Origin of the sequence: Halococcus salifodinae DSM 8989, from assembly GCF_000336935.1 — an archaeon.
In the GTDB taxonomy this organism is placed as follows: Archaea; Halobacteriota; Halobacteria; order Halobacteriales; family Halococcaceae; genus Halococcus; species Halococcus salifodinae.
Genome location: NZ_AOME01000069.1, coordinates 72,946 through 97,997, shown reverse-complemented (window position 1 = coordinate 97,997; position 25,052 = coordinate 72,946). Strand labels below are relative to the sequence as shown.

24 protein-coding genes, 1 tRNA gene and 3 pseudogenes are annotated in these 25,052 nt (G+C 65.8%); 13 read left to right on the top strand and 15 right to left on the bottom strand.

Annotation, left to right across the window (positions count from 1 at the left end; all coding sequences use genetic code 11):
• Window positions 1–15: 15 nt before the first annotated feature.
• Window positions 16–1,243, bottom strand: a pseudogene (locus C450_RS12700) (IS701 family transposase).
• A gap of 156 nt (window positions 1,244–1,399) precedes the next feature.
• Between C450_RS12700 and C450_RS23525 the strand changes: the two are divergent.
• From C450_RS23525 to C450_RS12675, 6 genes are all read left to right on the top strand, one after another.
• On the top strand, window positions 1,400–1,639 hold the full coding sequence (locus tag C450_RS23525) for a GNAT family N-acetyltransferase (protein WP_152424501.1): 240 nt from the start codon (window positions 1,400–1,402) through the stop codon (window positions 1,637–1,639).
• A 174-nt stretch (window positions 1,640–1,813) separates the two neighbouring features.
• Window positions 1,814–2,290 (top strand): hypothetical protein, encoded by a 477-nt coding sequence (locus C450_RS12695; protein ID WP_005043989.1) that lies wholly within the window; start codon window positions 1,814–1,816, stop codon window positions 2,288–2,290.
• Window positions 2,291–2,638: 348 nt separating this feature from the next.
• On the top strand, window positions 2,639–2,887 hold the full coding sequence (locus tag C450_RS12690; RefSeq protein ID WP_005043987.1) for a hypothetical protein: 249 nt from the start codon (window positions 2,639–2,641) through the stop codon (window positions 2,885–2,887).
• Window positions 2,884–3,216, top strand: a complete 333-nt coding sequence (locus C450_RS12685; RefSeq protein WP_005043985.1) for a hypothetical protein — start codon at window positions 2,884–2,886, stop codon at window positions 3,214–3,216. The genes C450_RS12690 and C450_RS12685 overlap by 4 nt, the downstream gene beginning before the upstream one ends.
• Before the next feature lie 213 nt (window positions 3,217–3,429).
• Entirely contained in the window at window positions 3,430–4,746 is a 1,317-nt protein-coding gene (locus C450_RS12680) for a hypothetical protein (protein WP_005043984.1), read from the top strand.
• Window positions 4,747–4,963: 217 nt separating this feature from the next.
• A complete protein-coding gene (locus tag C450_RS12675) occupies window positions 4,964–6,154 on the top strand; it encodes an MFS transporter (protein ID WP_049910200.1) in 1,191 nt (396 codons plus the stop codon).
• 18 nt (window positions 6,155–6,172) lie between these two features.
• On the opposite strand, the gene C450_RS12670 is transcribed toward C450_RS12675, so the two are convergent.
• Genes C450_RS12670 through C450_RS12655 form a run of 4 tightly spaced genes read right to left on the bottom strand, consistent with a single transcriptional unit; the run spans window position 6,173 to window position 10,648 of the window.
• Window positions 6,173–8,005: a hypothetical protein gene (locus C450_RS12670; protein WP_005043979.1), complete on the bottom strand. Its 1,833-nt coding sequence runs from the start codon at window positions 8,003–8,005 to the stop codon at window positions 6,173–6,175.
• Complete coding sequence (locus C450_RS12665; RefSeq protein ID WP_005043977.1) at window positions 7,998–8,756, bottom strand: ABC transporter ATP-binding protein; 759 nt, start codon at window positions 8,754–8,756, stop codon at window positions 7,998–8,000. Before C450_RS12665 ends, C450_RS12670 begins: the two co-directional genes overlap by 8 nt.
• Before the next feature lie 27 nt (window positions 8,757–8,783).
• Entirely contained in the window at window positions 8,784–9,677 is an 894-nt protein-coding gene (locus C450_RS12660) for an ABC transporter permease (RefSeq protein WP_005043976.1), read from the bottom strand.
• The gene (locus C450_RS12655) at window positions 9,674–10,648 is read right to left on the bottom strand and encodes an ABC transporter ATP-binding protein (protein ID WP_005043974.1); all 975 of its coding nucleotides are present in this window, start codon (window positions 10,646–10,648) and stop codon (window positions 9,674–9,676) included. Before C450_RS12655 ends, C450_RS12660 begins: the two co-directional genes overlap by 4 nt.
• Before the next feature lie 354 nt (window positions 10,649–11,002).
• Between C450_RS12655 and C450_RS12650 the strand changes: the two genes are divergently transcribed.
• The 4 genes from C450_RS12650 to C450_RS12635 are packed head-to-tail and all read left to right on the top strand — an operon-like array spanning window position 11,003 to window position 14,293.
• Window positions 11,003–11,908, top strand: a complete 906-nt coding sequence (locus C450_RS12650) for a DUF4129 domain-containing protein (RefSeq protein WP_152424500.1) — start codon at window positions 11,003–11,005, stop codon at window positions 11,906–11,908.
• A complete protein-coding gene (locus C450_RS12645) occupies window positions 11,905–12,471 on the top strand; it encodes a DUF7269 family protein (RefSeq protein WP_005043969.1) in 567 nt (188 codons plus the stop codon). The genes C450_RS12650 and C450_RS12645 overlap by 4 nt, the downstream gene beginning before the upstream one ends.
• The gene (locus C450_RS12640) at window positions 12,471–13,790 is read left to right on the top strand and encodes a DUF58 domain-containing protein (protein WP_005043966.1); all 1,320 of its coding nucleotides are present in this window, start codon (window positions 12,471–12,473) and stop codon (window positions 13,788–13,790) included. Before C450_RS12645 ends, C450_RS12640 begins: the two co-directional genes overlap by 1 nt.
• Window positions 13,787–14,293 (top strand): DUF7519 family protein, encoded by a 507-nt coding sequence (locus tag C450_RS12635; RefSeq protein ID WP_005043964.1) that lies wholly within the window; start codon window positions 13,787–13,789, stop codon window positions 14,291–14,293. The genes C450_RS12640 and C450_RS12635 overlap by 4 nt, the downstream gene beginning before the upstream one ends.
• Before the next feature lie 58 nt (window positions 14,294–14,351).
• Here the strand turns inward: C450_RS12635 and C450_RS12630 are convergent, their stop codons facing one another.
• The 3 genes from C450_RS12630 to C450_RS12620 form a co-directional block, all read right to left on the bottom strand.
• Window positions 14,352–14,822 (bottom strand): hypothetical protein, encoded by a 471-nt coding sequence (locus C450_RS12630; RefSeq protein WP_005043962.1) that lies wholly within the window; start codon window positions 14,820–14,822, stop codon window positions 14,352–14,354.
• Window positions 14,823–14,920: 98 nt separating this feature from the next.
• Entirely contained in the window at window positions 14,921–15,577 is a 657-nt protein-coding gene (locus C450_RS12625) for a hypothetical protein (protein ID WP_005043960.1), read from the bottom strand.
• 239 nt (window positions 15,578–15,816) lie between these two features.
• Complete coding sequence (locus tag C450_RS12620; protein WP_005043958.1) at window positions 15,817–16,779, bottom strand: AAA family ATPase; 963 nt, start codon at window positions 16,777–16,779, stop codon at window positions 15,817–15,819.
• An 89-nt stretch (window positions 16,780–16,868) separates the two neighbouring features.
• Between C450_RS12620 and C450_RS12615 the strand changes: the two genes are divergently transcribed.
• Window positions 16,869–16,953 (top strand) — tRNA-Ser (locus tag C450_RS12615).
• A 270-nt stretch (window positions 16,954–17,223) separates the two neighbouring features.
• Here C450_RS12615 and C450_RS12610 read toward each other — a convergent pair.
• From C450_RS12610 to C450_RS23515, 4 genes and pseudogenes are all read right to left on the bottom strand, one after another.
• Entirely contained in the window at window positions 17,224–17,430 is a 207-nt protein-coding gene (locus C450_RS12610) for a hypothetical protein (protein WP_005043955.1), read from the bottom strand.
• A 42-nt stretch (window positions 17,431–17,472) separates the two neighbouring features.
• Window positions 17,473–17,745: a hypothetical protein gene (locus C450_RS12605; RefSeq protein WP_005043953.1), complete on the bottom strand. Its 273-nt coding sequence runs from the start codon at window positions 17,743–17,745 to the stop codon at window positions 17,473–17,475.
• A gap of 432 nt (window positions 17,746–18,177) precedes the next feature.
• A pseudogene (locus tag C450_RS23520) lies at window positions 18,178–18,513 on the bottom strand (GTP-binding protein EngB); the annotation flags it as partial.
• Between the two features lie 101 nt (window positions 18,514–18,614).
• Window positions 18,615–18,789: pseudogene (locus C450_RS23515) on the bottom strand (GTPase); the annotation flags it as partial.
• Between the two features lie 388 nt (window positions 18,790–19,177).
• Here C450_RS23515 and C450_RS12595 point away from each other — a divergent pair.
• The gene (locus C450_RS12595) at window positions 19,178–20,503 is read left to right on the top strand and encodes a TIGR00341 family protein (RefSeq protein WP_005043950.1); all 1,326 of its coding nucleotides are present in this window, start codon (window positions 19,178–19,180) and stop codon (window positions 20,501–20,503) included.
• Between the two features lie 44 nt (window positions 20,504–20,547).
• On the opposite strand, the gene C450_RS22130 is transcribed toward C450_RS12595, so the two are convergent.
• Window positions 20,548–20,697 carry a hypothetical protein gene (locus C450_RS22130; RefSeq protein ID WP_161606965.1) on the bottom strand — a complete coding sequence of 50 codons (150 nt, stop codon included), beginning with the start codon at window positions 20,695–20,697 and terminating at the stop codon, window positions 20,548–20,550.
• 119 nt (window positions 20,698–20,816) lie between these two features.
• Between C450_RS22130 and C450_RS12590 the strand changes: the two genes are divergently transcribed.
• Window positions 20,817–21,818, top strand: a complete 1,002-nt coding sequence (locus C450_RS12590) for a PrsW family intramembrane metalloprotease (protein ID WP_005043947.1) — start codon at window positions 20,817–20,819, stop codon at window positions 21,816–21,818.
• Between the two features lie 33 nt (window positions 21,819–21,851).
• Here the strand turns inward: C450_RS12590 and C450_RS12585 are convergent, their stop codons facing one another.
• Both C450_RS12585 and C450_RS12580 read right to left on the bottom strand, forming a co-directional pair.
• Entirely contained in the window at window positions 21,852–22,937 is a 1,086-nt protein-coding gene (locus tag C450_RS12585) for a WD40/YVTN/BNR-like repeat-containing protein (RefSeq protein WP_005043946.1), read from the bottom strand.
• Window positions 22,938–23,027: 90 nt separating this feature from the next.
• Window positions 23,028–24,722, bottom strand: coding sequence for a potassium channel family protein (locus C450_RS12580; RefSeq protein WP_005043944.1), 1,695 nt, complete (start codon window positions 24,720–24,722; stop codon window positions 23,028–23,030).
• Window positions 24,723–25,052 lie beyond the last annotated feature (330 nt).

Below are 25,052 nucleotides of genomic sequence, written 5' to 3'. Positions count from 1 at the left end.
CTCAGCTTTGCACGTTCAGAGATACCACCCTTTTGAACCGTCTGAGCCGTTCGAGTGAAGGAAGAGATGCTCGATCTCTTCCATCAATTCGTCAAGAGCCTGTTTTGGATGGTCTCGCACCCACGAAAACAGGTTGTACACAGCTTCCTTCAGAGCGTATTCCAGCTGGACTTGGATCGACGACGCTTTCGAGCACTGCGTTCCCGAGGCGCTCGATTCAGGACCAAGCCGCAGCAGACTGTAGGCCAGCATCTGGAGGTGCCAGTGCCGACTGGCACCTCCTTCATCCCGTACCTCGCAGTCTCCAAAGCCCAGATCCTGCTTCGAATCCTCGAAGAACACCTCTACCGGCCATCTGAATGAGTACGACCGGATCAAATGCTCAGACGGTGCGCCGATCTTGTTCGAGGCGAAATACCTTACCGGATTCTCGTCGTCCTCCTCTGTGACTTTCTCCGCGATGAGGAGTCGTACCTCGCCCAATTCCGAGACAGACCGCTTCTGTGTCCAGATTTTGTAGGTTTCATTGTCGATCTCTCGCTCAACCGTGTCGATGCGCTCTGCCAGCGCATCGACGCGGATCTCCTCGCCACCGTAGGTCACTTGTCGATTGCTGCGAAGCGGGCCGATCCAGTCCTTGTCGTATGATTCGATGTGGTCGATGAGATTCGAATCGTGAGTGAACCACGAATCCATGAGGTAGGTGTCCGCCGGGACACCTACCTCGTCTTCGAGTTCCGTGATGATCTCTCTGGCAAGATCGTACTTCGTGCGGTCGTCGTCATCATCGTAGAGCCGGAAGGCGAGCGGGTAGGCGGTCTTTTCGNGTCTTTTCGTCAGCGTAGAAGGCGTAGACGAGATTCTGTCCCCAAACAGTCTCGCCTTCGGCGTGATCGTAGAATCTGCCGACACCGGGAAGTTCCTTCCCGGTTTTGTGGTTCACCGAGTCATCGAGAATGATGTAGCCATCCTGTGACCAGCGCGTTTCACCGTGTTTCTGCAACTCTTCGAGGCGTTCGTGGTTTACCTGATCCTCGTCCCAATCGTACTCGGTGAGGAACTTGTTGACTGCTCGTTTGCCCTGTGCGGGAATGACCTCGCGTGCGATCCCAGCCACGGTCTTGTTGCTGGCGGCAACAAGACCTGTGGTGTAGGTTTTCGCGTGGTGCTGTTGCTCGGGCGACAGTGACTCGAACTCGTTGATTGGCTCCGTACACGACAGAAGATCTGTGATTGGCAGCATCGTCCGCTACCCTCGCCTACAACGCGGCGCTACTTAACGTGCAAAGCTGAGTACNTCCGTACACGACAGAAGATCTGTGATTGGCAGCATCGTCCGCTACCCTCGCCTACAACGCGGCGCTACTTAACGTGCAAAGCTGAGTACTACCAATATTCGATGATATATGAGGTAATCGTGGCCGAGTCGCGTCGAGGCGAAAATCTCGGTCGCCAAATTGTCGATGCTACCGTCACCCATCCTAAGCTACAAGATGTGATTCTCACCCTCCGCTGTCGGGAAGGATTGACACCATTCTATGAAAGATGCGGGTTTGAGCTTCATGACCGTGATATAGAAATGCCGGATGGCGAGACGATAACATATTGGACTATGGTTCACGAGAGTAGCGAACTCTAGTCCACACCCTGTAACGAAGCACTTCCCCTATTTACAGGCTGTAAACAGGCTCCGCTCTTCACATAGTAATTCGGTGGTAAATTGCCGAGTGCCTACTGACAGGGTGGTGGCCCGACGCAATCGACGTGGTGAGAACCCTTAGGGAATTATGCGCCCGATTAGTAGTCCGATTAGATGCGAACCCTCCCGGCAGCACTGGTTGGCCTTGGAATCATCCTCTTCGTGGTCGGGATTCTTCCCTTAGGTGGGTCAACTGATGCTAATTACGTTCATACCGTCGAACCTGCTACAAATGGGACACTTGGACATGAGATCGCGTACGATAGTGGTGATGTTCTCACCTACGGAAACCTCTCCGAACGGGGACAAGCCGTATTTGACCAAGCACGCCCCGATTCACCGTATATCGTCGAAAATGAATCCGCTACTGCGCCAGATTTCGACTACACGAGCGATAACGTCGCCACGGGGCACGGAATCTATCCAATTCGATACTCAGGGGATATTTACTCACTCCAGACCGAACGAACCACCGAGTTCATCGACCCCGTATGGTACGTATCTCTTCTAACGGACATAGCCCGGATAACGGGACTCATCCTCCTGATTGGTGGTGTGCTTCTCGCGGGGTGGCGTCGGTATGGCGAATGACCGTGAGCGGTATCTCTTATGCGTCTCTCTGTGGTTGCTCGTACCGATCTCTCACGCCATCGCGTGACCGATGCGCCCCGGCGCTCGCCCCTGCACCGCGGTGCCTCACGGCCCACAGGGGACCGTCGGCGCAGGCAGGATACGTATGAGCGTCTAGCATTCATGGCGAGGTATTCGGGCAGAATAGGTTTCAATATGCTATAATACGTTGTAGTACATGGCTATGCCCATCACTGTCGACGATTTCGATCATCTTCCGGAGACAGCGCTCGATCTCACCGAGGGATCAAACGCCCAGCTCGTGTCAAGTTTCTGTCTGAACACCCCGATGCGGCGTTTCGCCAGAACGTGATCATTGAGGGGGCCGACGTGAAGGCCGGGAGTATCGGCCCGGTACTGTCACGACTCGAAGAGCGCGGACTGGTGAGGCACAAGGGAAAATACTGGGCTCTCGGGGAAGACGACCGGCTGGCGTCGTATGCAGCGATGTCGCAGACGTTCGCAACCGCTGAGGAACGCTTTCCCGAGGAGGTGATGGATGAATGGCTCGAACACGCGGAAAATCCGTACGAGGACGAACAGAGCGGGGATGCATGAAATACCAGCGCGGGGATGTGGTCTGGGCGGTTGATCCGTACCGGAATGGATCGAATCCTCGGCCGTGGGTGCTCATCAGCAACAGATCGCTGCCGTACGCGGATTCGGAATACATCGGGATGATCCTCGCGACGAAATCACGTCCGGGCGGTCGTCGGCTGACAGGGAGTGACTGGGAGTATGGACAACCACCGCGGACGAGCTACATCTCTCCGTGGACAGTCGGGACGATCAAGCACGATCAGACGGGAACCGTTCAGGGACGGCTCACGGCGAGCGTGGTCGACGAAGTGGTTGGGGAGCTTGCGTCGTATATCGAGGCCGAATAGCGTGTGATGCGCTGCACGGTTGTCTGATACTGTCGGACGGAAGAACTTCATCAGCCACCACCGCAAAACCCCTGGAAGAGGATCGATCGATCCGCATCGACGAGTGACGGGCTTCTGTCCGACAGTATGAGTTACTTGGGCCGCGCGTAACCCGCGCCGTGTACCGCGAAGAGGCTGTCATCGTTATACAGTTGGACACCGTACGGTCACCCCATGCGAATCGCCGGCATCGAGATCACCGACCGCCACCAGCGGATCGCGAGCCGCGCGATGCAGGGCGCGATCGCGCTGATACTGATCGTGGGGCTCGCGACCCGCAACGCGAGCGTCGTGGTCAACGCCGCACTCGCGCTCGCCGCGACCTTCCTCCCCGCGCTGTTGGCGCGGGACTACCGCATCTCGCTCGACGCGGGGCTCACCCTCTGGATCACGACCGCGCTCTTTCTCCACACGATCGGGATGCTCGGGCTCTACGACGACGTCTGGTGGTGGGATCACGTCACGCACACGCTGTCGGCGACGATCGTCGCCGCGGTCGGCTACGTCACCGCCCGTGCGATCGACGTCCACCGCGACGACATCTACCTTCCACCACGATTCCTCGCGCTCTACATCCTGATCTTCACCCTCGCGTTCGGCGTGTTCTGGGAGGTGCTAGAGTTCGCCGCGCGGATCGGGTCCGTGGCGCTCGGGGTCGAGCCGGTGCTCGTCCAGTACGGGCTCGACGACTCGCTGCTCGATCTCGTCTTCGACTCGGTCGGCGCGGTGCTCGTCGCCGCGTTCGGCACCGGCGTGGTGTCCGACGTCGTGGACACGCTGGCTGCGCGCCTCGAATCGGCCCGCACGGCGGCGCGCGAACGACGCTCACCGCAATTCACGACCGGCCCGAACGTCGGCAGCCGACTGTTCGACGAGCTCGTCGACGGCGGACCGGCGAGCGCCCGCCGATCGTGGCTCGTGGTCGCAGCGATCGGCGTCGTGGCGGTCGAGCGGGTGTTCGCGGGCGATCTGCTGTGGGCCGGGTTCGCGGTGACGCTCGTCGGCCTCGCGCTCGCGCCGGCGCTCGCCCGCCGCAGTCCGCAGGTGATGTTGCCGTGGGGACTCCTGGTGATCGCCGGGCTCCCGCTCGCTGGCCGCGTGTTCGCCCAGGGACCGCTCTCGAACGCGTTCGTCACTGCGCTCTCCGTTGCGGCGATCGCGCTGATCGTCGTGGCCGAGCTCGACGCCTTCACTCCCGTGGAGATGACGCCGACGTTCGCGGTGGTGTTCGTGGTGATGACGACGATGGCAGCTGCGGGCGTGTGGGCGGTCGGTCGGTGGCTCGCCGACCTCTGGCTCGGGACGGAGCTGCTGCTCGTGCCGGGAGAATCGGCCTCGGCGATCGAGACCGCCATGCTCTGGGGGTTCGTCTACGCGACCGTGGCCGGGATCGTCGCGGGCGTCCTCTTCGAGTTCGGGTTCAGGCGGCGCGAGCGGACCGACGATCGCCGATCGGCCGGCCGGCGAACGGCACCCGATGGCGACTCGTGATACCGACCCACAGTGCGTCGGCGAGTCTGAAGCCGTAAATGGGTCGATCGGGTAGCTGCAGTAATGACTGTTGGAGAGGGCGAGCGTGCCGCGAACGGTTGGCCGAGGGGTTGGCCGGGCGGCGTGGAGCGGTCGTGGTTGCGATGACGAGCGAACGGTGCGGACCGTCGGGGCGGATCGGGCGGTCGTGGATCGCGGCGTTCGGTCGCGTGGTCTGATGGCCGGAGAGACCGCCCACTCGGCGCGGTTCGAGAGCCCGTGGCGCTCGCCGTCGGTGCTCGTGATCTTCGCGAGCACGCTGATCACGGTGATGGGCGTCTCGCTCATCAGCCCCGCGCTGCCGGCGATCCAGACGGCGTGGGGGATTTCGGCCGCCGACGCCAGCCTCCTCATCTCGGCGTACACGCTTCCCGGCGTCGTGTTCACGCCCTTTGTGGGCCTGCTCGCCGATCGCGTCGGGCGCAAGTGGCTACTGGTGCCGGCGCTGCTCGTCTTCGGGGTCGCCGGTGGCGCGATCGTGCTGTTCGACAGCTTCCGGGCGATCCTCGGGCTCCGCGTGCTTCAGGGGGTGGCCGGGAGCGCGGTAACGAGCCTCACGATCACGCTGATCGGCGATCTGTTCACGGGCGAGCTCCGCAACACGCTGATCGGGCTCAACGCCGCGATCCTCGCGATCGGCGCGGCGGGCTACCCGCTGCTCGGCGGCGTACTCGCTACGATCTCGTCGGCCGCACCGTTCGCCTGCTTCGCGCTCGGGATCGTCGTCGGGCTGGTGGGCATCGGCGCGCTCGACGAACCGACGCTCGATCGGCGCAAGACGGGCCTCGGCTACGTCGTCGACGCGGTGAAGGCCGTTCCGGGACGCAAAGTGCTGAGTCTCTACGTCGCCATCTTCGGCATCTTCGTGATCCTCTACGGCGCACAGCTGACAGCGGTCCCGTTCGTACTCGACGATCGGTACGGGTTCTCCTCGGGGATCATCGGCTTGCTACTCGCACTGCCCGCGGTGACGATGGGACTCACGTCCTCCCAGACCGGCCGACTGCTCCGGCACGTGTCGAGCGCTCAGCTCATCCCGCTCGGGTTCGTGGTGTACGGCCTCGGGCTCGCGGCGATCGCGCTCGCGAACTCGGTGGTCGCGATCGCGGGCGCGCTCTTCCTGTTCGGGATCGGGCAGGCGTTCGCCGAACCGGTCACCGACACCGCGTTGAACGCGGTCACGCCCGACGAGTTCCGCGGCGGGATCATGTCGCTCCGGACGAGCATCATCCGGGCGGGCACGACGGTCGGGCCGCCGGTGTTCGTGGGACTCGGTACGGCCGTCGGCTACACCGAGACACTGCTCGGGGCGGGGATCGTAGCGTTCTGTCTCGGGATCGTCGCCGTCATCGCGACCATGTGGGACTGATCGGAAGCAGAAGGAGCCTCACGTGATCTCGTACGTGTCGAAGCGGCGCGCCGCGGCGCGATAGCCGAGAAGCCCGCCCACGACCAAGAGAAAGAGCGGCAGCGCGTAGCCGCCGGCCCGGACCTCGATCGTCGCTAGCCCACGGATCACGGGGCCGAGCCCCTCGAACCACGGGGCCGGCCCGGTCACGAGCGGCACGCCGCGATCCCCGAGCCACCGCAGCACGAAGGGGATCACACCGCTCCCCAACGCGGCGAGAAAGCCACGCAGGAGCGCCGGCACGACCAGCGCGACCGCCGCGACGACACCGGGCCCGAGGAGGACGATCGTGTAGACGATCCCCGCGGTGATGCTCGGCGGCACCACGTCGCGACTCCCGCGGACGCTGAACGTGCTGAATCGGGGAATCCGCATCCCGATCACGGGCGCGAGCCCGACCACGGCGGCGACCAGCACGCCGCCGAGGGCCGCGAGACCCGCGACCTCAAAGGGTGAGTACGGACTGAACCAGCCGGCAGCGAGCGTGAGCGCGACCGTCAGCGGGAGGCCGGCCACGAGTCCGGGCAGCGCGAGCCCGCGGACGAACGCCCGTCCCGAGATGCCGCCCGTGAGCGTCGCCGGCAGCACCGCCCCTTCGTCGCCGAAGGGGTTCAGTCCGAACGTCGCGCCGGCGAGCCACGGGAGCAGGAGGACGATCGCGACCGGTGCGACTGCGAACGCCGCACCGAACTGTGTGGCGTTGAACACCGAAACCACCGCGATCACCACCGGCGTGAGCAAGATCGTGAGCCGGCTCGGATTTCGCCAGGTTCGGACGAGCGCCTTCGCCGCGACGCGACGGGTCGGCCGGCTCGTGCGCGTCGGGATCACCGCCCCGAAGCGACCGAGCGCCGCCGTCAACGCCCCGTTTCCGCCTGTCAGGCCGGTGTCGGTGCGGGCGGCGGTACGGCTGTCGGCGTCGGTGCGGGTGGCGGGGGACGCGGCAGCAGCGGCGTCGGTAGCGTCCTCGTCCCGTGTCGGCTCGACCGGGTCCGCGAACCAGAGCGCGGTCGTCAGTCGCTCGATCGCCCAGCCCCCCACCCCGAGCACTGCGAGCGTGGCGACGATCACACCGGTCACGTGACCCGTCGAGAACGCGAGCGGCGATCCGATGGCGGCGAGATCGACGTACCAGCCGACGGGCAGCCACGCGAACAGGGCCGGACCGATCCCGAGTTCATCCGCTCCGAAAAACACGACCGCAGCGTACCCGCCGAAGATCACCGTCACGATCGCAACACCGATGATCGTCTTGTATCTGGCGACGAACCGCGACCGCGCCACCAGCAACGCGCCGGCGTAGCCGATCGCGCTGCCGACGATCGTCGCGGTGAGCGCGAACAGCCCGGCGGCGAGCGGGATCGTCGCGACGCCGAGCGGCGTTCCGAAGATATAGACCACCAGCCCAGTCACGACGAGCAGCGGGGCGAGGAGATACGATGCCGCCCGGAGGAGTTCGGCGATCACGAGACCCGTCGCGACGCTCCGGGCCGAAACCGTCGTGAGCATCCCGGCCTCGCTATCGACGTGGCTGTACTGGCTCAGGACGCGCTGGCCCACTATGTACACCCCGAACAGCCACGCCAGCGCCGCTCCGCCGCGGGCGGCCGCCGGGAGCGCGATCGGCGCGTCGAGCGAGCGGAGCGGGGCGGTGAACAGTATGGCCAACCCGGCGATCGAGACGGTCCAGAACCCGACGCCGAAGACGAGCAGCGCGAGTCGTCCTTTGTTCCGACGCATTCCTCGCGTCGTTCGCCGGAACTCCACGAGGCCGATCGAGAGGCCGTGGCGGAGCCAGCCAGCCTCACTCATGCTCTGGGGTCGCCGGGTCCTCGCGTCCGCCAGTGACTTCGAGGAAGACGTCTTCGAGGGTGCTCTCCTCGCCGGTCTCCATCCGCTCGGTCAGCGCGTCGGGCGGCCCCTCGGCGACCAGGTCTCCCTCGTAGAGTACACCCACTTCGTTGGCGAGCTCCTCCACCACGGGGAGAATGTGCGTCGAGAGGAACACGGTGGTGTCGCCCGCGACCAGCTCCGCGATGGTGTTCCGTACCGTGCGCGCGGCCCGCGGATCGAGTCCTGAAGTAGGTTCGTCGAGGAACACCACGCTCGGCTCGTGCAGCAACGCCTGAATGATCCCGGTCTTCTGTTTCATCCCCTTCGAGTACGTCGAAATCCGGTCGTCGGCGTCGGCCGCGAGATCGAACCGATCGAGCAGCGATCCGATCCGCTTCTCACTTTGGTCGGTGGGCACGTCGCGGAGTCCAGCGATGTAGTCGAGCTGTTCGCGGCCGGTGAGCTCGTCGTACAGTGGGGGCTCCTCCGGGAGGTAGCCGATCTGGCCGATCACGTCGTCACGGTTCTCGACCGAATGGCCCGCGATCGCAGCCGAGCCCTCCGTGGGCGTGGTCAGCGTCGTCAGCATCCGCATCGTGGTGGTTTTGCCCGCGCCGTTCGGCCCGAGGAAGCCGTAGACGACCCCTTCGGGGATGGCGAGGTCGAGTCCCTCGACCGCGGTCGTCGAACCGTAGCGTTTCGTCAGGTCGGTGGTTTCGATGGCGTACATCGTGGCGGAATGAAGTGAGGAATCGAACTACAGGTCCGAACGGTTGAACCGGAGATAGCCGAGCACGAGCGGCACGACCAGCCAGATTGCGAGGACGACGAACCCGAACCAGTCCTGGAGGTAGTACGGCAGTGACCCCGATTGGCTGACGCCGAAGTTCAGATCCTGACTGAAGATCGTCCCGAGCGTGCTCTGATACGCGCTGCTCGGATTGAGGCTTACGATGAGTCGATACCAATCGGGTGGGACGATTGCGTTCTCGCCGAACGTAACGTAGCCGGTGAGAAGCGAAAAGTTCGCCGGGCTACTGAATCCGTTGACCACCCAGACCACCAGGTTGACGACGAACCCCCAGAGGAACTGGAACAGGGCGAAGAGCCCGAGCGAGATCCAGAGCGCGATCGATGTCGAACCGGTCGCAGCCGACATCCCGACCGCGAAGACCAGATACACCAGTCCGAACACGATCGTCATCAGCGTGAATCCCGCGTATTCCACAGCAGGGAACGACCCGTAGGAGACGAACGCGACCACCGCCGCGACGGCGAAGCCGACGATGATGGCGACGGCGAACACCGCTGTTCGCCCGATGGTTTTCCCGGCGACCACGTCGCGTCGGGTGTGTGGCAGTGAGAGCAGAAGCTTCACGCTACCGCTCTCGCGCTCACCGACGATCGATTTGTAGCCGGTCATCACACCGATCAGCGGGACGAGCACCGAGATGGGAGTGATCAACGCGAGGAACAGTCCGAACACCGGCGGAAGGCCTTCCGTGCCGCCACCGCCGCTACCACCAAGCACCTCCGCGACGAGATACGTCGCGCCGCCGGCGAAGATCACGAACACTGCCACGAGCGCGATCAGCGAGCGCGAACGGAGCGCGTCGCTGAAGTCCTTTCGCGCGACCGCGAGCGTACTCACGTTCTGACCTCCTCGTGTTCGCTGGCCTGTCCGTCCGTCCCACCGCTCTTCCCGGTCGATCGGACAGGACTGTCGTTGGTGTAGGAGGCGAACAGCTCTTCGAGCGAGGCGTCCTCGGTCGAGAAGTCCTCGACTGTCGCACCGCTGTCCTCGATGGTTCCCAGCACTTTGGTCTTCGCAGAGTCGTCACACGACGCCCGGATCGTGGTCCCCTCGGCGCTCACGTCCGAGACCGATGGGAGGGCGCGGACTTCCTCAAGCACGCCGTCCGGAAGTCGATCGACCTCGACCACCAGAGTCGCCTCGGCGCTGGTCGCGTCGCGCAGCCCCTCGACGGTGTCTTCGGCGACGAGTTCACCGCCGCGGAGAATGCCCACGCGATCACAGATCGCGTCGACCTGACCGAGGATGTGGCTCGAGAAGAACACCGTCGCGCCGCGGTCGCGCTCGGCCCGGATGATCTCGCGCATCTCGCGTGCGCCGTTGGGGTCCAATCCTGTCGAGGGTTCGTCGAGGATCAGCAGATCGGGCTGGCCGACGAGCGCCATCGCGAGTACCAGGCGCTGGGCCATCCCCTTCGAGTAGCCACCGGCCTTTCGATCGATCGCGTCGGCGATCCCCACTCGCTCGGCGAGCGCGTCGGGATCGTCGTCGCTCCCCTTCGAGTTGATGGCGAACTCGAGGTGCTGTCGGCCGGTCAGCCGGTTGTACACGTCGAACCCCTCGGGGAGGACGCCGACGCGCTCGCGGATCTGCTGGCTTTCGGCCTGTGCGTCGTGGCCGAGCACCCGCGCGCTGCCGGCCGTCGGTCGGATGAAGTCGAGCAGGATGTTGATCGTGGTCGACTTTCCTGCCCCATTGGGCCCCAAGAACCCGTAGATCTCGCCTTCGTGGACATCGAGATCACAGTTTTCGAGCGCAGTGACGTCGCCGAACCGCTTCGTGACCCCGTCGAGTTCGATGGCCGACATCACTGGCTCTCCCTGAAGACGATGGCGGCTGGCCGACGGCGCGACATGGTCCCAGGACGGCCCTCACTCGCCCCGTCGCCTGCTGGAGCGGTGGGACCGTTCGTGCCGACACCGAGACGGGCGAATCCCGTCGTGGGTGTCGGATCGCAGTTTTGCCTCATTCAGCCGGAAACATCACCGCATGTGAAATAAAACGTTCGGCTGTGTTTCGTCCCACAAGAGGCGATAACACGGCTCATGGCCGAAATCGGGAGCGACTGGCTACTCGACCGTGCGACCGCTGTCCATCGGAATTCTCGACATCAAACCCCGAACCGACGGAACGTTCAACATCCGGGGGGCCGGTGTGAGGGTGTGAACCGCGACGCGCTCGGGCCCGTCCTGATCGCCGTCCTCGCCGTGGTGGCGCTCGGCGTCGGCGCGGCGACGCTCGACCGGATCGAGTCGGGCGGCGGGGGGACGGGCATCAGCGACGGCGACGCCACCGGCCCCGGCAGCGGCGAGGCACTCGATCTCGGTCGATCGCCACCGAGCGAGTCGTCCGATTCATCGGTGATCTCACCGCTCGTCCGCCGCATCCTCGCTGTCCTGCTCATTGCGGCGTTGCTCGTCGGGCTCTACGCGTGGCGGGACGATCTTCGCAGCCTCGCCGTCATCTCGGCGGCCCTCGCTGTGGGAATGCTGTTGCTGTACTTCCTCGTCACCCGACTCGGTTCTCGCAGCCAATCCGGCCAGGGCGGCTTCCTCGATGGTCGGAAACTCGCACTTCCAGGCGGTGGATCACTCTCCGACGGGGCACGAACGGTCACGACCGAATCGCCGGCGCTCGCGGTGCTCGTCGGGCTCGTGCTGATCGTCGGGATCGCCGTACTGTTTCATTTCGCGCGAAGCGACGACGAGACGGTGCGCGACACCGAAGCCGAGGCCGACGATTCGACGGCGGCCGTCGCCGCCAGCGTGGGTCGCGCCGCCGGTCGGGCGGCCGACCGAATCGACGAGGAGGGCGAGGCGACGAACGAGGTATACCGCGCGTGGGAGGAGATGACCGACCACCTCGACGTCGCCAACCCCGGATCGAGCACGCCGAGAGAGTTCGCCCGCGCCGCGACCGACGCCGGGATGACACGGAGCGATGTCGACGAACTCACCGATCTGTTTCGCACCGTTCGCTACGGCGGTCGGCGCATCACCGACGACCGTGAGAGCCGGGCCGTGACCGCGCTCCGGCGGATCGAACACGAGTACGCGGAGGATCGATGAAGCGGGGTCGACGGCTCGGTCTGGCCCTCGGGCTCGCGCTCGTTGCAGGCGGGCTCGCGGTCGCGGTCGCGCCCGGTCTGGGGAGCGGTATCCAGCCGAACGCCGCGCTCCTCACGGGCGTCGGGATCGTCGCGCTCGTCCTCGCCGGGATGGCGATCCGGGCGCGACTCGGCACGACGGATCGCCGGCCAGCCCTGCCCGCAGTGGAACGGTCACAGTCCCACGCGACGCCGGGCGACGGGCTCGACCGTCGGCTCGCGGCGATGGCGTCGCCCGGCCGGCTGCACGGCGCGCGTGATCGCCGACAGGTTCGTGATCGGCTCGAAGCGACCGCGATCGCGGTGCTCGTCCGCGACGGCCTCGCCGAAGACGCAGCCCGCGATGCACTCGCGGACGGAACCTGGACCGACGACCCCCACGCTGCGGCCTTCTTCGCCGACGATCCCGGCACGGACGTGTCGCTCACGACCCAGCTCCGGCGATCACTCAGTCTCGAACCGACGATCAAGCGACGGGCGCGTCACGCGATCGACGCGCTCGCACAGCGCGCGAGGCAGCGATGATGGCGACCGAGTCGTCCCGGGGGAGCGAGGGGTACGCCGAGCTCGGGCCGAACGAGACCGCCACCCGCCGGACCGAGCGGTGGCGGGGCGTGAGCGCGCTCGCGCTGGTGGCGGGTGCAGCGGGCGTCCTCGCCAGCCAGCCGGCGCTCGTGGTCGCGGGGACGGTCGGGATCGCGTTCGCCGCGCTCGCGCGTGCCGCGCGCCCGCCGGGGATTTCCCTCGTGCTCGAACGGTCGGTGAACGACGCCGACCCCGATCCCGACGATTCGGTGACGGTCACCGTGGAGGTGACGAACACCGGCGACTCGTCGCTTCCGGACCTCCGGGTGATCGACGGCGTTCCACCGGCGCTCGACGTCGACTCCGGCTCGCCACGGCTCGGAACCGCTCTTCGGCCCGGTGAGTCGGCGACGTTCTCGTACGACGTGACCGCCATGCGTGGGAGACACGCGTTCGAGCCCGCGCTCGCGGTGGCGCGGGATGTCAGCGGGACGGCCGAGCGCGCGCGACGGGTCCGCGCCGACGCCACCCCGATCACCTGTGTGCCGAGCCTCGACGCCGCCGGCGAACTCCCGCTTCGGGCGCAGACCACCGGCCAGCCGGGGCGCGTGCTGACCGAGATCGGCGGGAGCGGTGTCGCGTTCCACACCACCCGCGAGTACCGCCCGGGCGATCCCCTCTCGCGGATCGACTGGAACGGGCTGGCGAAAACCGGCGAGCTCGCCACCGTCGACTTCCGGGAGGAGCGCGCCGCGTCGGTCGTGCTCCTGATCGACGCGCGCGAGGAGGCCTACCGAGCGTCCGGCCCCGATGCCGAGAGCGCGGTCGAGCGGGCCATTCGGGCTGCCGGCGCGCTCTACGACGTGCTCACCGGCGAGGAGAACCGGGTCGGGATCGCGGCGCTCTCGCCCGAGCCGTGCTGGCTCGCACCCGGTGCGGGCACCGCCCACCGTGCCCAGGTCCAGGAACTGCTGGCGACCCATCCGGCACTCGCACCCACGCCGCCCGACGCGCCGTTTTATCCGTCGATCCGGGCGCGACGCCTCCGCCGCCGGCTGCCGGACGACGCTCAACTCGTGGTGTGTTCGCCGCTGTGTGACGACAGCGTGGTCCGTCTCCTCCAGCGGTTCGACGCCGCCGGCCACCGCGTGACGGCCGTGAGTCCCGACCCCACGAGCGACGGGACGCCCGGCCGTCGACTGGCCCGAACCGAACGGCGACTTCGCCTGTCGACCCTCCGGAGTGCGGGAGTTCCGGCGCTCGACTGGCGCGACGAGCCGTTGGCGACGGCGCTCGCCCGTGCGGGAGGGCCGGGATGACCGCGACCGCCACGCCGCCGATCGACGACGCGCCCGCACGGATCAGCGTTGGCCTCGCGCTGGCCGCGAGCTTCGTGGGAACGCTCGCGCTCGCCGTCAGCACCGTTTCGCTCGCGGCCGGGGGCCTCGGATTCGTGCTCGTGGGACTCGGTCTCGTCCGCGGCTGGCGGTCCGCCGTCACGCTCGGCGGCGCGGGGCTGTTCTGCGGCGTCGTTCTCGCCGGGCTCGTGGGCGCGCCCGCAATCGTGGTGGTGTTCGCCACCGCCGCCGCGGTGGTCGCGTGGGACGTCGCCACCTTCGGAATCGACGTCGGCGAGGAGCTCGGCCGCGAGGCCGACACCACCCGACTCGAACTCGCCCATGCAGGGACGAGCGTCGTGACGGCGGCGATCCCGGCGATGATCGGGATGGTACTCTTCCGGACCGCGAGCGGTGGGACGGCGCTCGTCCCGATCGCGCTGCTGTGCGGGGCAGTGGTGCTGGTCGTCGTGCTCCGGCCGTGAGTCGGTGCCAGGACGACGGAGATCCGTTCCGGTGCGGCCGAGGGGACGATCAAGGGGATTACTCGGTTCGTGACCCCGTGACAGCGCTGGTCGACGGCCAACACCGCCGAGCGTAGTTGATCGCAATGGGAACAGCGACGAGGGCGTACAGTCCGGCACAGGCGATGATCAGAAACCCGTACGGACTCCCGGCCCCGCCGATCGTCGCGTCGAGGTAGGACGAAACCAGTACCCCCCACTGCCCGATCACGAGACAGAGCACGACGAGGTCCAGCCAGCCCTCGAAAACGTCGTCGAGAACCCGTGTGTACTGCAGGGCGACGATCGAGCCGACGAGAAGCGAGGAGCCGCCTAGCGTGACCCACTCGGGGGCACTGCCCATCCCGATCGCCGAATCCACGAGGTAGAGACGATAGGCTTCGAGGATCAGGCCAACGGCGAGACCGGCGTAGCCCGACAGCGAGAGGACGTTGGTGAAGACCGATCGGGATTCGATTCGTGTGTGGAGAGTCGCCGTATCCTGATTCATGTGGTATCGGTGTGGCTGCGGATCGCGTGTGTGATCGACTGCTTGATGCAAAAAAAGTGACCGGACTCGTCGCCCGGGGTCGCTCGCGACGGAGCGAGTTACCCGCTGGTCCCGCTGGTCGAGATATTCCCGGTCGCAGTAGTGGACCCTGCGTCGTTGGTGAGCGTCACGTCGAACGAACCGGAGGGAGAGGGCGACGTGTCGGTGGCAGTCCCGCTGCCGCTCGCGCTGTTGGCAGTCACCGTCACCGCGAAGTCGACGGTTTCCGTGGCGGTTGCACCGTCACCCACGTTGCTCGGGAGATCGGATTGGGTGAGTGCACCGCTGCTCACGAGACCGATACCGGCGAGCGAGATGTCCGCGATTCCGCCCGGATCGGCGTTCGATCCGGTGTTCTGGATGGAGTAGCTCGAAACGCCAGTCGTCGTGCCGTCGCTGACACCGGTCAGGCTCTCCGCCGTGGTGAGGGTTCCACCGGACGGTGCGACCTGGAGTTCGATATCGAACCCGGAGATACCGGAGCTGAACTTCGACCATTCGAGCGAGAGCGTGGGTGTGACCGTCACTTCGGTCACCGAACCGTCGTTGGCCGTCATGTCGAGTCCAGAGGCCGAAATCGGGCTGTCGCCGACCGCTGCGAGCGCGGGCTGCGAGGAGTAGAACAGGCTTCCGCCACCGATGATACCGATACCAGTGGCGACGCTAGCCCCTTTGATCACACGTCGTCGAGTAAAGAAGTTTTCTTTGTCACTCATTGTTGTTCTATCGACGGAGACAGCGTGACATACTTTTTATCGAATTGTATTCCACAACTGCATTCATCTATATCGATAATTGAATGCTGATGACATAAAGTTTACTCATTCTGTTGCGGAACAACCGGTCGTATAGCTGGTTGCATCCGATCGTCGTCGCAACTGCTGTTGGACTCGATTCCGCGCCCTGGCACGTGCTTCGGACTGTTCGTTGCTGCGGACTGAAGTCAGGCTGTCGCTCAGACCGTCGGGACCGCCACGCCGTCGAGCACGTCGTCGATCACGCTTCGCTTATCGACACCCTCGACCGCGGCGTCGGGCGTGAGCACGAGCCGGTGGGCGAGCACCGGCCGCGCGACCCGCTTGACGTCTTCAGGGGTGACGTACTCGCGGCCCGAAAGCACTGCCCGGACGCGGGTGGCTTCGAACAGCCGCTGGGTCCCGCGGGGCGAGACGCCGACGTCACATTCGGAGCGCTCGCGGGTCGCCCGCGCCAGCGCGACCATGTACTCGATGAGGTCCTCTTCGACCCGAATCGACTCGGGTACGTTCTGGAGCGCGCGCACCGACTCCGCCGAGAGCACCTCCTCGGCGGTCGGACTCCGGCGATCCCGGTCGGCCCGCCGGCGAAGGAGTTCGGTCTCGCCGGCCTCGTCGGGGTAGCCGATGGCGGTCTTGACGAGGAACCGGTCGATCTGGGCTTCGGGGAGTTCGAACGTGCCCGCCATCTCGACGGGGTTCTGGGTGGCGAGTACGAAGAACGGTTCGGGGAGGTCGTGAGTCTCGCCGTCGGCGGTGACCTGGCGCTCCTCCATCGCTTCGAGGAGTGCGGCCTGGGTTTTGGGCGGTGCGCGATTGATCTCGTCGGCGAGCACGACGTTCGCGAAAACGGGACCGGGCGAAAACTCGAACTCGCCGGTGCCCTCGTTGTAGACGTGCGTGCCCGTCACGTCGGCGGGCAGGAGGTCGGGCGTGAACTGCACGCGGGAGAAGCTGAGGCCGAGCGTGCGGGCGACGCTGCGGGCGATCAGGGTCTTGCCGGTGCCGGGGACGTCTTCCAGTAGGACGTGACCGCGAGCGAGCACGCCGAGCAGCACGGTCTCTAAGAGTTCACGATCGGCGATGACGGTCGCCGAAAGCGCGTCGAGCACCGCGTCGATGTCCTCGCCCGCGTCCGCGATATCGGCGTCCGTGGCGTCCATGCGCACACTCCCGGAACCGAGCCGCTTATCGATGGCGATGCGCGCGAGACCGAAACCGATAAAGTGGCGTCGGGCGAACGGTCGATGGAGCCGGGGTAGCCTAGCCTGGCCAAGGCGGTTGCCTCGAAAGCAACTGTCCTCACGGACTCGTGAGTTCAAATCTCACCCCCGGCGCTTCTCGGACGAGTAATTCCGCGAGCGCGTTTCATCGCGCTCGCACGACGCGAATCCGTGAGCGACAGCCGTGGGATTTGAATGAGAACAGACGCAGCCCGGGAAGCGAGCGGTGGGAGGCGTGAGTACGGCGAACGCCTCCGATAGCGAACGGTGAGCGAAACGAGCCGTGAGCAGGGAGCGACCCGGAACGTCTGTGCGTAGTTCAAATCTCACCCCCGGCGCTTCTCGATACACCGACCCGATAGCGCCGCGCTCGTGTCGTTCGGGCTATCGATCCGCGAAGCCGCTTCGGAAGGCGATCCACGCGAGGACACAGGTGAACAGGATCGGTGGCAGGATGGCGAGCCCCCACACCAAATCGAGTCCCGATCGGAGGACGAACACGAGCCCCGTCAGCCCGATCAGGAGAAAGGGGAGCACGGCGAGGGCCGCGCGCTTTCGGCTCATCGCTGGCTCGCCCGGTGATTCGGCCATGCTCGCGGTTCACGCTATGGGGGCAAAAGCGTCGTGTTCGGCTCACACGCCGTCGAGTGACGACTGACTGCCTGCAGTGGCCGGGGAGCCGGCGGTGCGCCGGCCGCCAACGAGGTAGCCATCGGCTGGGTTCGGATCGTGGGCCGGGACGTCCTGCACCCAGACCGGTCCGTCAGCGCTCGCTTTCCGAGCCCACTCGCAGGCGAGGGCCTTCGATGCGAACCGCCGGTGCGGGCCGGATTCGTGGACCCACTCGCCGGCGGTGCGGCTGCTCCGCCGCGCGGACGGTTTGATCTCGACGACGTACCCGCTCACGTATCGATGGACGCACTCGTCGGCCTTCCATCTACGGGTTGATGACGCGGCACGGCTGCTGCTGGGCGGTTGCGGCTGCGGTGGCGGTGCGGTTGCGGCTGCGGCGGCGATGCGGTTGCGGCTGCGGTGGCGATGCGGTTGCGGCTGCGGCGGCGGTGCGGTTGCGGTCCTCGGTGGATCGAGGGCGAGCGACCGCAGGGAGCGAGGGCTCGGGCGGTGCTGTGCGATGCGGTCGCGGAGAGCGCCAGCAGTTGTACCGCGAGTGAGCGCGAAGCGCGAGCGAGCGGGGGTTTTAATGAACGTTTTTGCAAGCCGAGCGGGACGGCGGAGCCGTCCCGCTGGCCGTGCGAACGGGCGGCTTCGCCGCCCGTGAGCAAACGGGGGTGGGCGAGCGAGTGAAACGAGCGAGCGCACCCCCCGCAGTAAAAACGTTCAGAAGAACTTCAGGAGATCGTCGCGTTTCTGCTCGTGGAGGTGCGAGCCGATCGCGTCGGTCAGCGGGCCGATAGAGCCGCGTTTCGCGCTCACCGGCGCGACCGTGTCCTGCCACTGCTGCCACGGCGACGGAAGACCGAGGCGCTCACAAATGGCGTTCAGCCGCTCGTCGCGGTCGTCGACCTTGTCCATCTTGTTGACCGCGATCACGGTGGGAACGTCGACGTCGCGGAGGAAATCGAACAGTTCGACGTCGTGGGGGATGTCGCCGCGATCGGCGTGGCGATCGATGATGTCGACGGCGCTCTTGCCGTCGATCACGAGCACTCCCACCACCGGGACCAGGCCGAAAACATCGCTCAAATAGGAGTTGACAAGCGCGGCGAATCCCGCGAACAGCGTCCCNTCGCGCCATCAGAGATGTGTATAAGAGACAGGCACGAAATCCTCGGGAGCCCAGTCGTAGTGGCCGGGTGAGCGCGTCACACCAGGTTTCTGTCCAGTCTGGAAGTCGTGACCCGTGAGCTCGCGGAGCAGGGTGGACTTGCCGACGTTCGACCGACCGCAGAAGACGATCTCTGCTCCTCGGTTGGGGCGTCCCTCGAACATGACTGGCGTATCAGTTGCGATCGGTTAACTCTCCCTACCGAGTGTCGCGTTCGCTCGGCCGGAGCTAGGTCGTTGCCTCGAATTTGGAGACGAGAATCAAGCCATCCGTGACGGATCTCGGCACAAATGAGAGACCGCGGGCCACGCCCTCCCCAACCGATTCGCTCCGCTCGCACTGCTCGCTCCGTTCGCTTGCTCAGTCATCCACCGTCAGAGCTCTGCTCTGACGAGCCTGCACTCGCTTTGCTCGTGCAGACCTCGCACGAGTCGCGCGTCTTCGACGCGCTCCCGCGCGCCAACCACCATACCCGGCCTCGACAACTGAAAGCACGACAGCCGACCACCGGTACATCCACGGATATTTGACCATCCGCCGAGAGCACCGCGTGTGCGACTGGTCCAGGTGACGATCCCGGCGGGCAAGCGCGAGGCGATCCTCCGGACCCTCGACGACGAGGGAATCGACTACGTGCTGACCGAGGAGACGAGCGGCCGGGAGTTCACCGGAGTGGTTTCGTTTCCGTTGCCGACGACTGCGGTCGAGCCGGTGCTCGATCGGCTCCGCGAGACCGGGATCGACGAGGACGCTTACACCGTCGTTCTCGATGCCGAAACCGTGGTGTCACGCCGATTCGACAAGTTAGAAGAGCGGTACGAGAACGACGAGGACAGCGACAAACGGATCGCCCGCGAGGAACTCCACGCGCGCGCCCGAGAACTCGTCCCCACGACCGGAACCTACCTCGTCATGACGATCGTGAGCGCGGTGGTCGCCACCGCCGGCCTCCTGCTCGACTCGCCCGCGGTCGTGGTGGGATCGATGGTGATCGCGCCGCTGATCGGCCCGGCGATGGCGACCGCCGTCGGCACCGTCGTCGACGATCGCGAGATGTTCCGTGAGGGGATCAAACTGCAAGCTGTGGGGCTCGCGATCGCGATCGTCGCCGCGGCCGCGTTCGCCGGCCTCGCGAGGGTGACCAACGTGATCCCGCCGGGCACCGACGTGCTCGCGATCAGCCAGGTCAGAGGGCGACTCACCCCGGATTTCCTCTCGCTCGCGGTCGCGCTCGGGGCGGGCGTCGCGGGCGCGGTGAGCCTCGCGTCGGGCGTGTCGGCCGCGATCGTGGGGGTGATGATCGCGGCCGCGCTCGTCCCGCCGCTCGGCGTGATCGGGATCGGGATCGCGTGGGGACTGCCCGGGACCGTGCTCGGGTCCACAGTGCTGGTGCTCGTGAACGTGCTCTCGATCAACGTGACCGCACTCGTGGTGCTCTGGTATCGGGGCTACCGACCCGACCACTGGTTCAAAGAGGACACCGCCCGGCGCGCCACCCGCAAACGCGTCGGGGCGCTGGTGGCGGCGATCCTCGTCCTCTCGGTGTTCCTCGGTGTCGTGACCTACGACTCCTACCGCACCGCGGCGTTCGAACAGGAGGTTCAGGGCGATGTCGAGGAACTCCTCGATCGACCCGAGTACGAGCAGCTCACGCTCCTCGACGTCCAGTTCGGCTACGACGATCCCGTCCCGCCACGCGAACCGACGAACGTGACCGTCGTCGTCGGCCAACCACCGGATAGCGAATCGGCGAGTCTCGCCGCGCCGCTCGATCGGCGCATCGACGGTGCACTCGGGACACTCGATGTCCCGGGAACGATCGTCGATCCCGGTCCGGTCGACGTGCAGGTACGGTACGTCGAGATCGAGTCGGTGTAGCTCACGCTCGGCGGGAGCGACCAGCAGAGAACGGGTCCGTCGAATCAGTCGTCCGCAGGAACGGGACCGGCGTTCGATCGTGCCGTCGTGGGTTCGTCTTCCGCCGCCGCTGCCGTCGGTTTTTCCTCCTCGTTCGGCTCCTCGGTCGGGAGTGTCGCGTAAAGAATTCCCCGCGAGGTGCTTCGTGGTGTCATGGACCTGTGCTTCGTCGACGGAACCACATCAATCTACGCATAAAGGCGATAATGTTATATAATCACATGGATTTTTCGGACAGGGACAACGGTTAGGAACCGGGGACCGAGAAGCGGGTATGGTGGACGGACACGATCCAGTGCAGGCGCGCGACGACGGGACGCGCGATCTCTACGATGTGACGACGTGGGAGGTGCGATCGCCACTCGATGGGATCGCGGTCACGCTCTATCGGGTGTTGCAGGCGACTGCACAGCTGATTCTGGTGCTCGCGTCGCTCGCCATCCTCTGGCTGTTGCTGTCGAGCACCGACCTGACGCGAGTCACGAACCCCATCGTCGGCGGGTTCACGCTGCTGTCGATCCTGCCGGCGCTCGCGCTCGTCGTCTTCGTCTGGCGAACGGATGTCACGTCGGCGGAGCCACCATCCTTGCTCGCTGCGACGTTCGCGCTCGGGACGCTGTTCGCGGGATTCGCCGCGCTTGTCAACTCCTATTTGAGCGATGTTTTCGGCCTGGTCCCGGTGGTGGGAACGGTCTGGTTTTTCTACCTGGTGGTCGGACCGGTCGAGGAGACGGTGAAGTGGCTCGCAGTCAGGATCTACGCCTACCGGAGTTCGCGTTTCGATGCGGTGATCGACGGCGCGGTGTACGGTGCGGTCGCGGGTCTCGGGTTCGCCTCGATCGAGAACGCCCTCTACATCACCGACGCAGTCAGCACCCCAGTCATCGGCAACATTCTCGGTGCCGGCGGCGGCGTGACGCCCGCCCGCGCGATCGCCGGCCCGGGCCACGTGATCTACTCGGCCTTTGCGGGCTACTATCTCGGGCTGGCGAAGTTCAACCGCGATCGGGCGGGCCCGATCGTGATCAAAGGGCTCCTGATCGCCGCGCTGATCCACGCGACGTACAACACCCTCACGTTCGTCCCGTCGATCGCGGCCGCAGTGCTCGGCGTCCCGACCTTCGTGACACTCCTCGCGTTCGTGGTGCTCTACGACGGCTTCTTCGGCTACTTCCTCTACCGGAAGCTCGCGCGGTATCGGGCGACCTACCGCGCGTTCTACGACGACCGCGACGACCCGACCCCCGCGACCGAACGCACCGAGTTCGAGGATTGATTCGCGCTACCAGAGGGGCCATTCGCTGCCGGATCAAGCGAGCACGGCGAGACCGCGCGGCGTCTGTGACTCGAACGCCGCGGGCCACTCGACGCCGAGTCGTGTCCACGAATCGCCGGCATCGGTCGTGAAAAAGAGACCACGGTTGTTGACCGCGTAAAACTCGCCCGCCGCAGCACCCGGCGCGAGCACTGCTCGGACGACGCCCTCGCCGGTCGGGAGGCCGCGGTCGTCGAGGCGCTCCCACGACACGCCGCCGCCGGTCGCCGTCGGACTGTCGCCGCGCTTGCGGTAGACGTAGCTCTCGGCGGTGTCTGTGTTGTGCGCCGATCGGGGACCGCTCGCGGACGAGAGGAGGACGGTGTCGGGATCGGCAGGGTCGACCGCGACGCTCCAGCAGTAGCGGTGGTCGAGCCCCTCTTGGGGGTGGACCCACGTCTCGCCGGCGTCGTGGGTCTCGGCGTAGCCGTCGCCCGCCGCCGACCACGCACGCTCGGGTGCGTCGGGATGCGTAGTCAAAGAATGGTTGTCGACGCGCGCGGTCTCGACGCGGTCTTCCCACGTCTCGCCGGCGTCGTGGGTCTCGATCAACGCGCCCGCTTCGATCCCGACGTAGAGATGGCCCGAATCGTGGGGATCGGGTTCGATCCACCGGACGTGGTGAGTGTCGGGCCGCGGCGGGAACGACCACTCCGAAGACGACGGCAGGTCGGTGAGTCCCTCGCGGTGTTCCCACGACACGCCGCCGTCGGTCGAACGATAGACCGCGCTCGGTTCGGTCCCAGCCCAGACCGTCTCCGGACTCTCGGGATCGACCGCGAGCGACATCACGTGCTCGCCGATGGTGCCCTGGCCGACGCGTTCGAAGCTCTCTCCGCCGTCCTCGCTCCGATGGAGCCCGGCGTCGAACGTGCTGACGAACACGCGGTCGGGGGATGCGGGATGGACCGCGACGCATTCGAGATCGTGTTCGGCGAGGCGACGCGTCGTTCGCCAGGCGTCGCCGGGCACCGCGCCGTCGGACACCACTCCATCGGTCGTCGCGCCGTCGTGCTCCGCAACGTCGTCACGCACGGCGACGAGCAGCCCGTTCCGCATCGCGGCGTGGATCGTGGGCATGGCGAGGGCTACGCGACGATGGGTGAAAACGTTCGTCCCGTCCAGTCGAACACGGATCGTCGACGGTCCGCTCCGAGTTCGTCGGGACCGTCAGCGGGCGCTATCGGTTCGTCGTTCGAAATTTTGGATCGCAGCGTCAGTTCCGGCGACGACGACCGAATCGTTGGTCGTGATCTCGACGGAATCGTCCGTTCGGAACGTCCCGTTCCGTTCGACGCCGAGGAGAACCCAGCCTCGATCGGAGTCTTCTTCGGAGCTGCTGAGCGTTCGCCCGACGAAAGGTGTGGCGGGGGTGCGGATGATCCGTATCTGTCCGACGGGATTGATCACTGACTCGCCGAAGACGTCGGCAGCCAGCGTTCGTGCGGTCGTGCGCTGTTCGGAGAGCGCGTAATCAGCGCCCGCTCCGAACGCTTTCGGGACGCTTTCGGCGTCAGTCACTCGCACCAGGATCTCGATAGTGTCGGTGAGCGATCGTGCGACTGCCGTGGCGAGCAGTGCAGCATCGTCGTTGTCGATGGTGAGGAGGAGCGCGGTCGCCTCACCGATGCCGGCCCGTTCGAGAACGTCCGGCGTGCTGGCGTCGCCGACGACGTCCGTCGCGGGATCGTCACGGACGTCGATCGTCGTTGGGTCGGCGCGTTCGGGGAGCTGTCCGATCGCCGCCTCGCCTGCCACACCGACGCCAGCGACGATGACGTCCGCGTGGGTCACAGTGGACTGCACGTTCGCGGTCCCGCCACGAATCCCCTCGAAGGATTCGGCGTCCCCGACGACCACGAGGACTGCGTTCGGCGTCAGCCGGTCGTTCGGGCCGGGCGGGATCCGCAGTTCGCCGTCGATCCACGCGGCGACGAGCGTAAGCCGAGGGTCTTCGACGATCGGCGTCGCACCGACTGGCGTGTCGTGAAGGGGCCCATCACGCCGCACGACGACCTCTCGGACGACGGTGTTCTCGCCGAGCACGTCCGTCGATCCCGAGAGATCGAAATCCGTCGACGCTTTCTCGGCCAACTGTCGACCGATGAGCGACGGCGGGCAGACGACGCGATCGACACCGGCCCGTTCGAGTGCCTCCCGGCGGTCCGGCGTGTCGGTGAGACACACCACTCGCACGTCCTCGTTGCATTGGTGCGCAGTCAGCGCAACGCTCGTGTTCCGGTCGCCCGCATCCGAGATCACGAGCGAAGCGTCCTCGATCGATGCGCGCTCCAGCGTCTCGACATCGGTCGGGTCACCGTCGATAACCGCGTACCCCCGGTTCGACAGGCCAATGGCCTCCTCTTTGTCCGAATCCACGAGCACGTACTCGATGCCGATGCGTTCGAACTCGTCGAGGAGAACGTCCCGTCCACGACCGTACTCACAGACGACGACGTGATCGCTCTTCTCGGTGAGTTGTTCGTCGAGCACCACCGGTGCGCGCTCGAACAGCGGAATGATGAGGATTCGTAGCGTGACGAACCCGATGACGACGCCCGAAAGCTGCATCCAGACCACGAACACGTTCATGATCGGCGTCTGCCACGGCGAGTCCCCTCCGTAGCCGGTGGTCGTCATCGTGTTGATGACGGTCTGAAACGAACGGAAAAGGGTGTAGTCGTCGCCTTCCAGCCGCCGCATCCCGACGTTGTAGAGCACCGTGTAGACGCCGATGATGGCGGCGAGTATGGCGAAGAAGGTGAGAACGGTTCGCTGGCGCTGGGTGAGATCGCCGAGAGAACTCACCGACGAGAGCCGGCGGAGTTCCCGTTCGAGCGGTCCTTGTGGCTTCTCCGAACTCATTTCGTGCTTTCGTTACCGACCATGCTCATAGCTCCGAGGCAGTATCGTTCTCCACACTGTTGTCTACTGTTGCGTACCGGCCGCCATCATAAAGCCATGATAACGTTCGAGAGCACTCCCGTAAACGGTCGGCCTGCAGCCGCCGGCACTCGTGCGGTCGTCTCGGATTTCGTGACCGGCCGAACGTCGTGGCCTCCAGCACGCCGTTTGGCAGTGGGACGATCGAGGTTGACGGTCGCGTGTTCGCCGACGTACTCGGCGTGCGCCGTCGATGTCGTGATGAGCCGTGTCCGAAGAGCTCGGTTGGCGGCTCGTCGTATCGTGTCGAGT

Bases quoted from the DNA above. Each gene is read 5' to 3' on its own strand.
- C450_RS12620 (WP_005043958.1), bottom strand. From the start codon at position 16,779: ATGGACGCCACGGACGCCGATATCGCGGACGCGGGCGAGGACATCGAC.
- C450_RS12585 (WP_005043946.1), bottom strand. From the start codon at position 22,937: ATGCCCACGATCCACGCCGCGATGCGGAACGGGCTGCTCGTCGCCGTG.
- C450_RS12670 (WP_005043979.1), bottom strand. From the start codon at position 8,005: ATGAGTGAGGCTGGCTGGCTCCGCCACGGCCTCTCGATCGGCCTCGTG.
- C450_RS12630 (WP_005043962.1), bottom strand. From the start codon at position 14,822: ATGAATCAGGATACGGCGACTCTCCACACACGAATCGAATCCCGATCG.
- C450_RS12590 (WP_005043947.1), top strand. From the start codon at position 20,817: ATGGTGGACGGACACGATCCAGTGCAGGCGCGCGACGACGGGACGCGC.
- C450_RS12685 (WP_005043985.1), top strand. From the start codon at position 2,884: ATGAAATACCAGCGCGGGGATGTGGTCTGGGCGGTTGATCCGTACCGG.
- C450_RS12655 (WP_005043974.1), bottom strand. From the start codon at position 10,648: ATGTCGGCCATCGAACTCGACGGGGTCACGAAGCGGTTCGGCGACGTC.
- C450_RS12635 (WP_005043964.1), top strand. From the start codon at position 13,787: ATGACCGCGACCGCCACGCCGCCGATCGACGACGCGCCCGCACGGATC.
- C450_RS12675 (WP_049910200.1), top strand. From the start codon at position 4,964: ATGGCCGGAGAGACCGCCCACTCGGCGCGGTTCGAGAGCCCGTGGCGC.
- C450_RS12610 (WP_005043955.1), bottom strand. From the start codon at position 17,430: ATGGCCGAATCACCGGGCGAGCCAGCGATGAGCCGAAAGCGCGCGGCC.
- C450_RS12580 (WP_005043944.1), bottom strand. From the start codon at position 24,722: ATGAGTTCGGAGAAGCCACAAGGACCGCTCGAACGGGAACTCCGCCGG.
- C450_RS22130 (WP_161606965.1), bottom strand. From the start codon at position 20,697: ATGACACCACGAAGCACCTCGCGGGGAATTCTTTACGCGACACTCCCG.
- C450_RS12665 (WP_005043977.1), bottom strand. From the start codon at position 8,756: ATGTACGCCATCGAAACCACCGACCTGACGAAACGCTACGGTTCGACG.
- C450_RS12645 (WP_005043969.1), top strand. From the start codon at position 11,905: ATGAAGCGGGGTCGACGGCTCGGTCTGGCCCTCGGGCTCGCGCTCGTT.
- C450_RS12640 (WP_005043966.1), top strand. From the start codon at position 12,471: ATGGCGACCGAGTCGTCCCGGGGGAGCGAGGGGTACGCCGAGCTCGGG.
- C450_RS23525 (WP_152424501.1), top strand. From the start codon at position 1,400: ATGATATATGAGGTAATCGTGGCCGAGTCGCGTCGAGGCGAAAATCTC.
- C450_RS12695 (WP_005043989.1), top strand. From the start codon at position 1,814: ATGCGAACCCTCCCGGCAGCACTGGTTGGCCTTGGAATCATCCTCTTC.
- C450_RS12625 (WP_005043960.1), bottom strand. From the start codon at position 15,577: ATGAGTGACAAAGAAAACTTCTTTACTCGACGACGTGTGATCAAAGGG.
- C450_RS12680 (WP_005043984.1), top strand. From the start codon at position 3,430: ATGCGAATCGCCGGCATCGAGATCACCGACCGCCACCAGCGGATCGCG.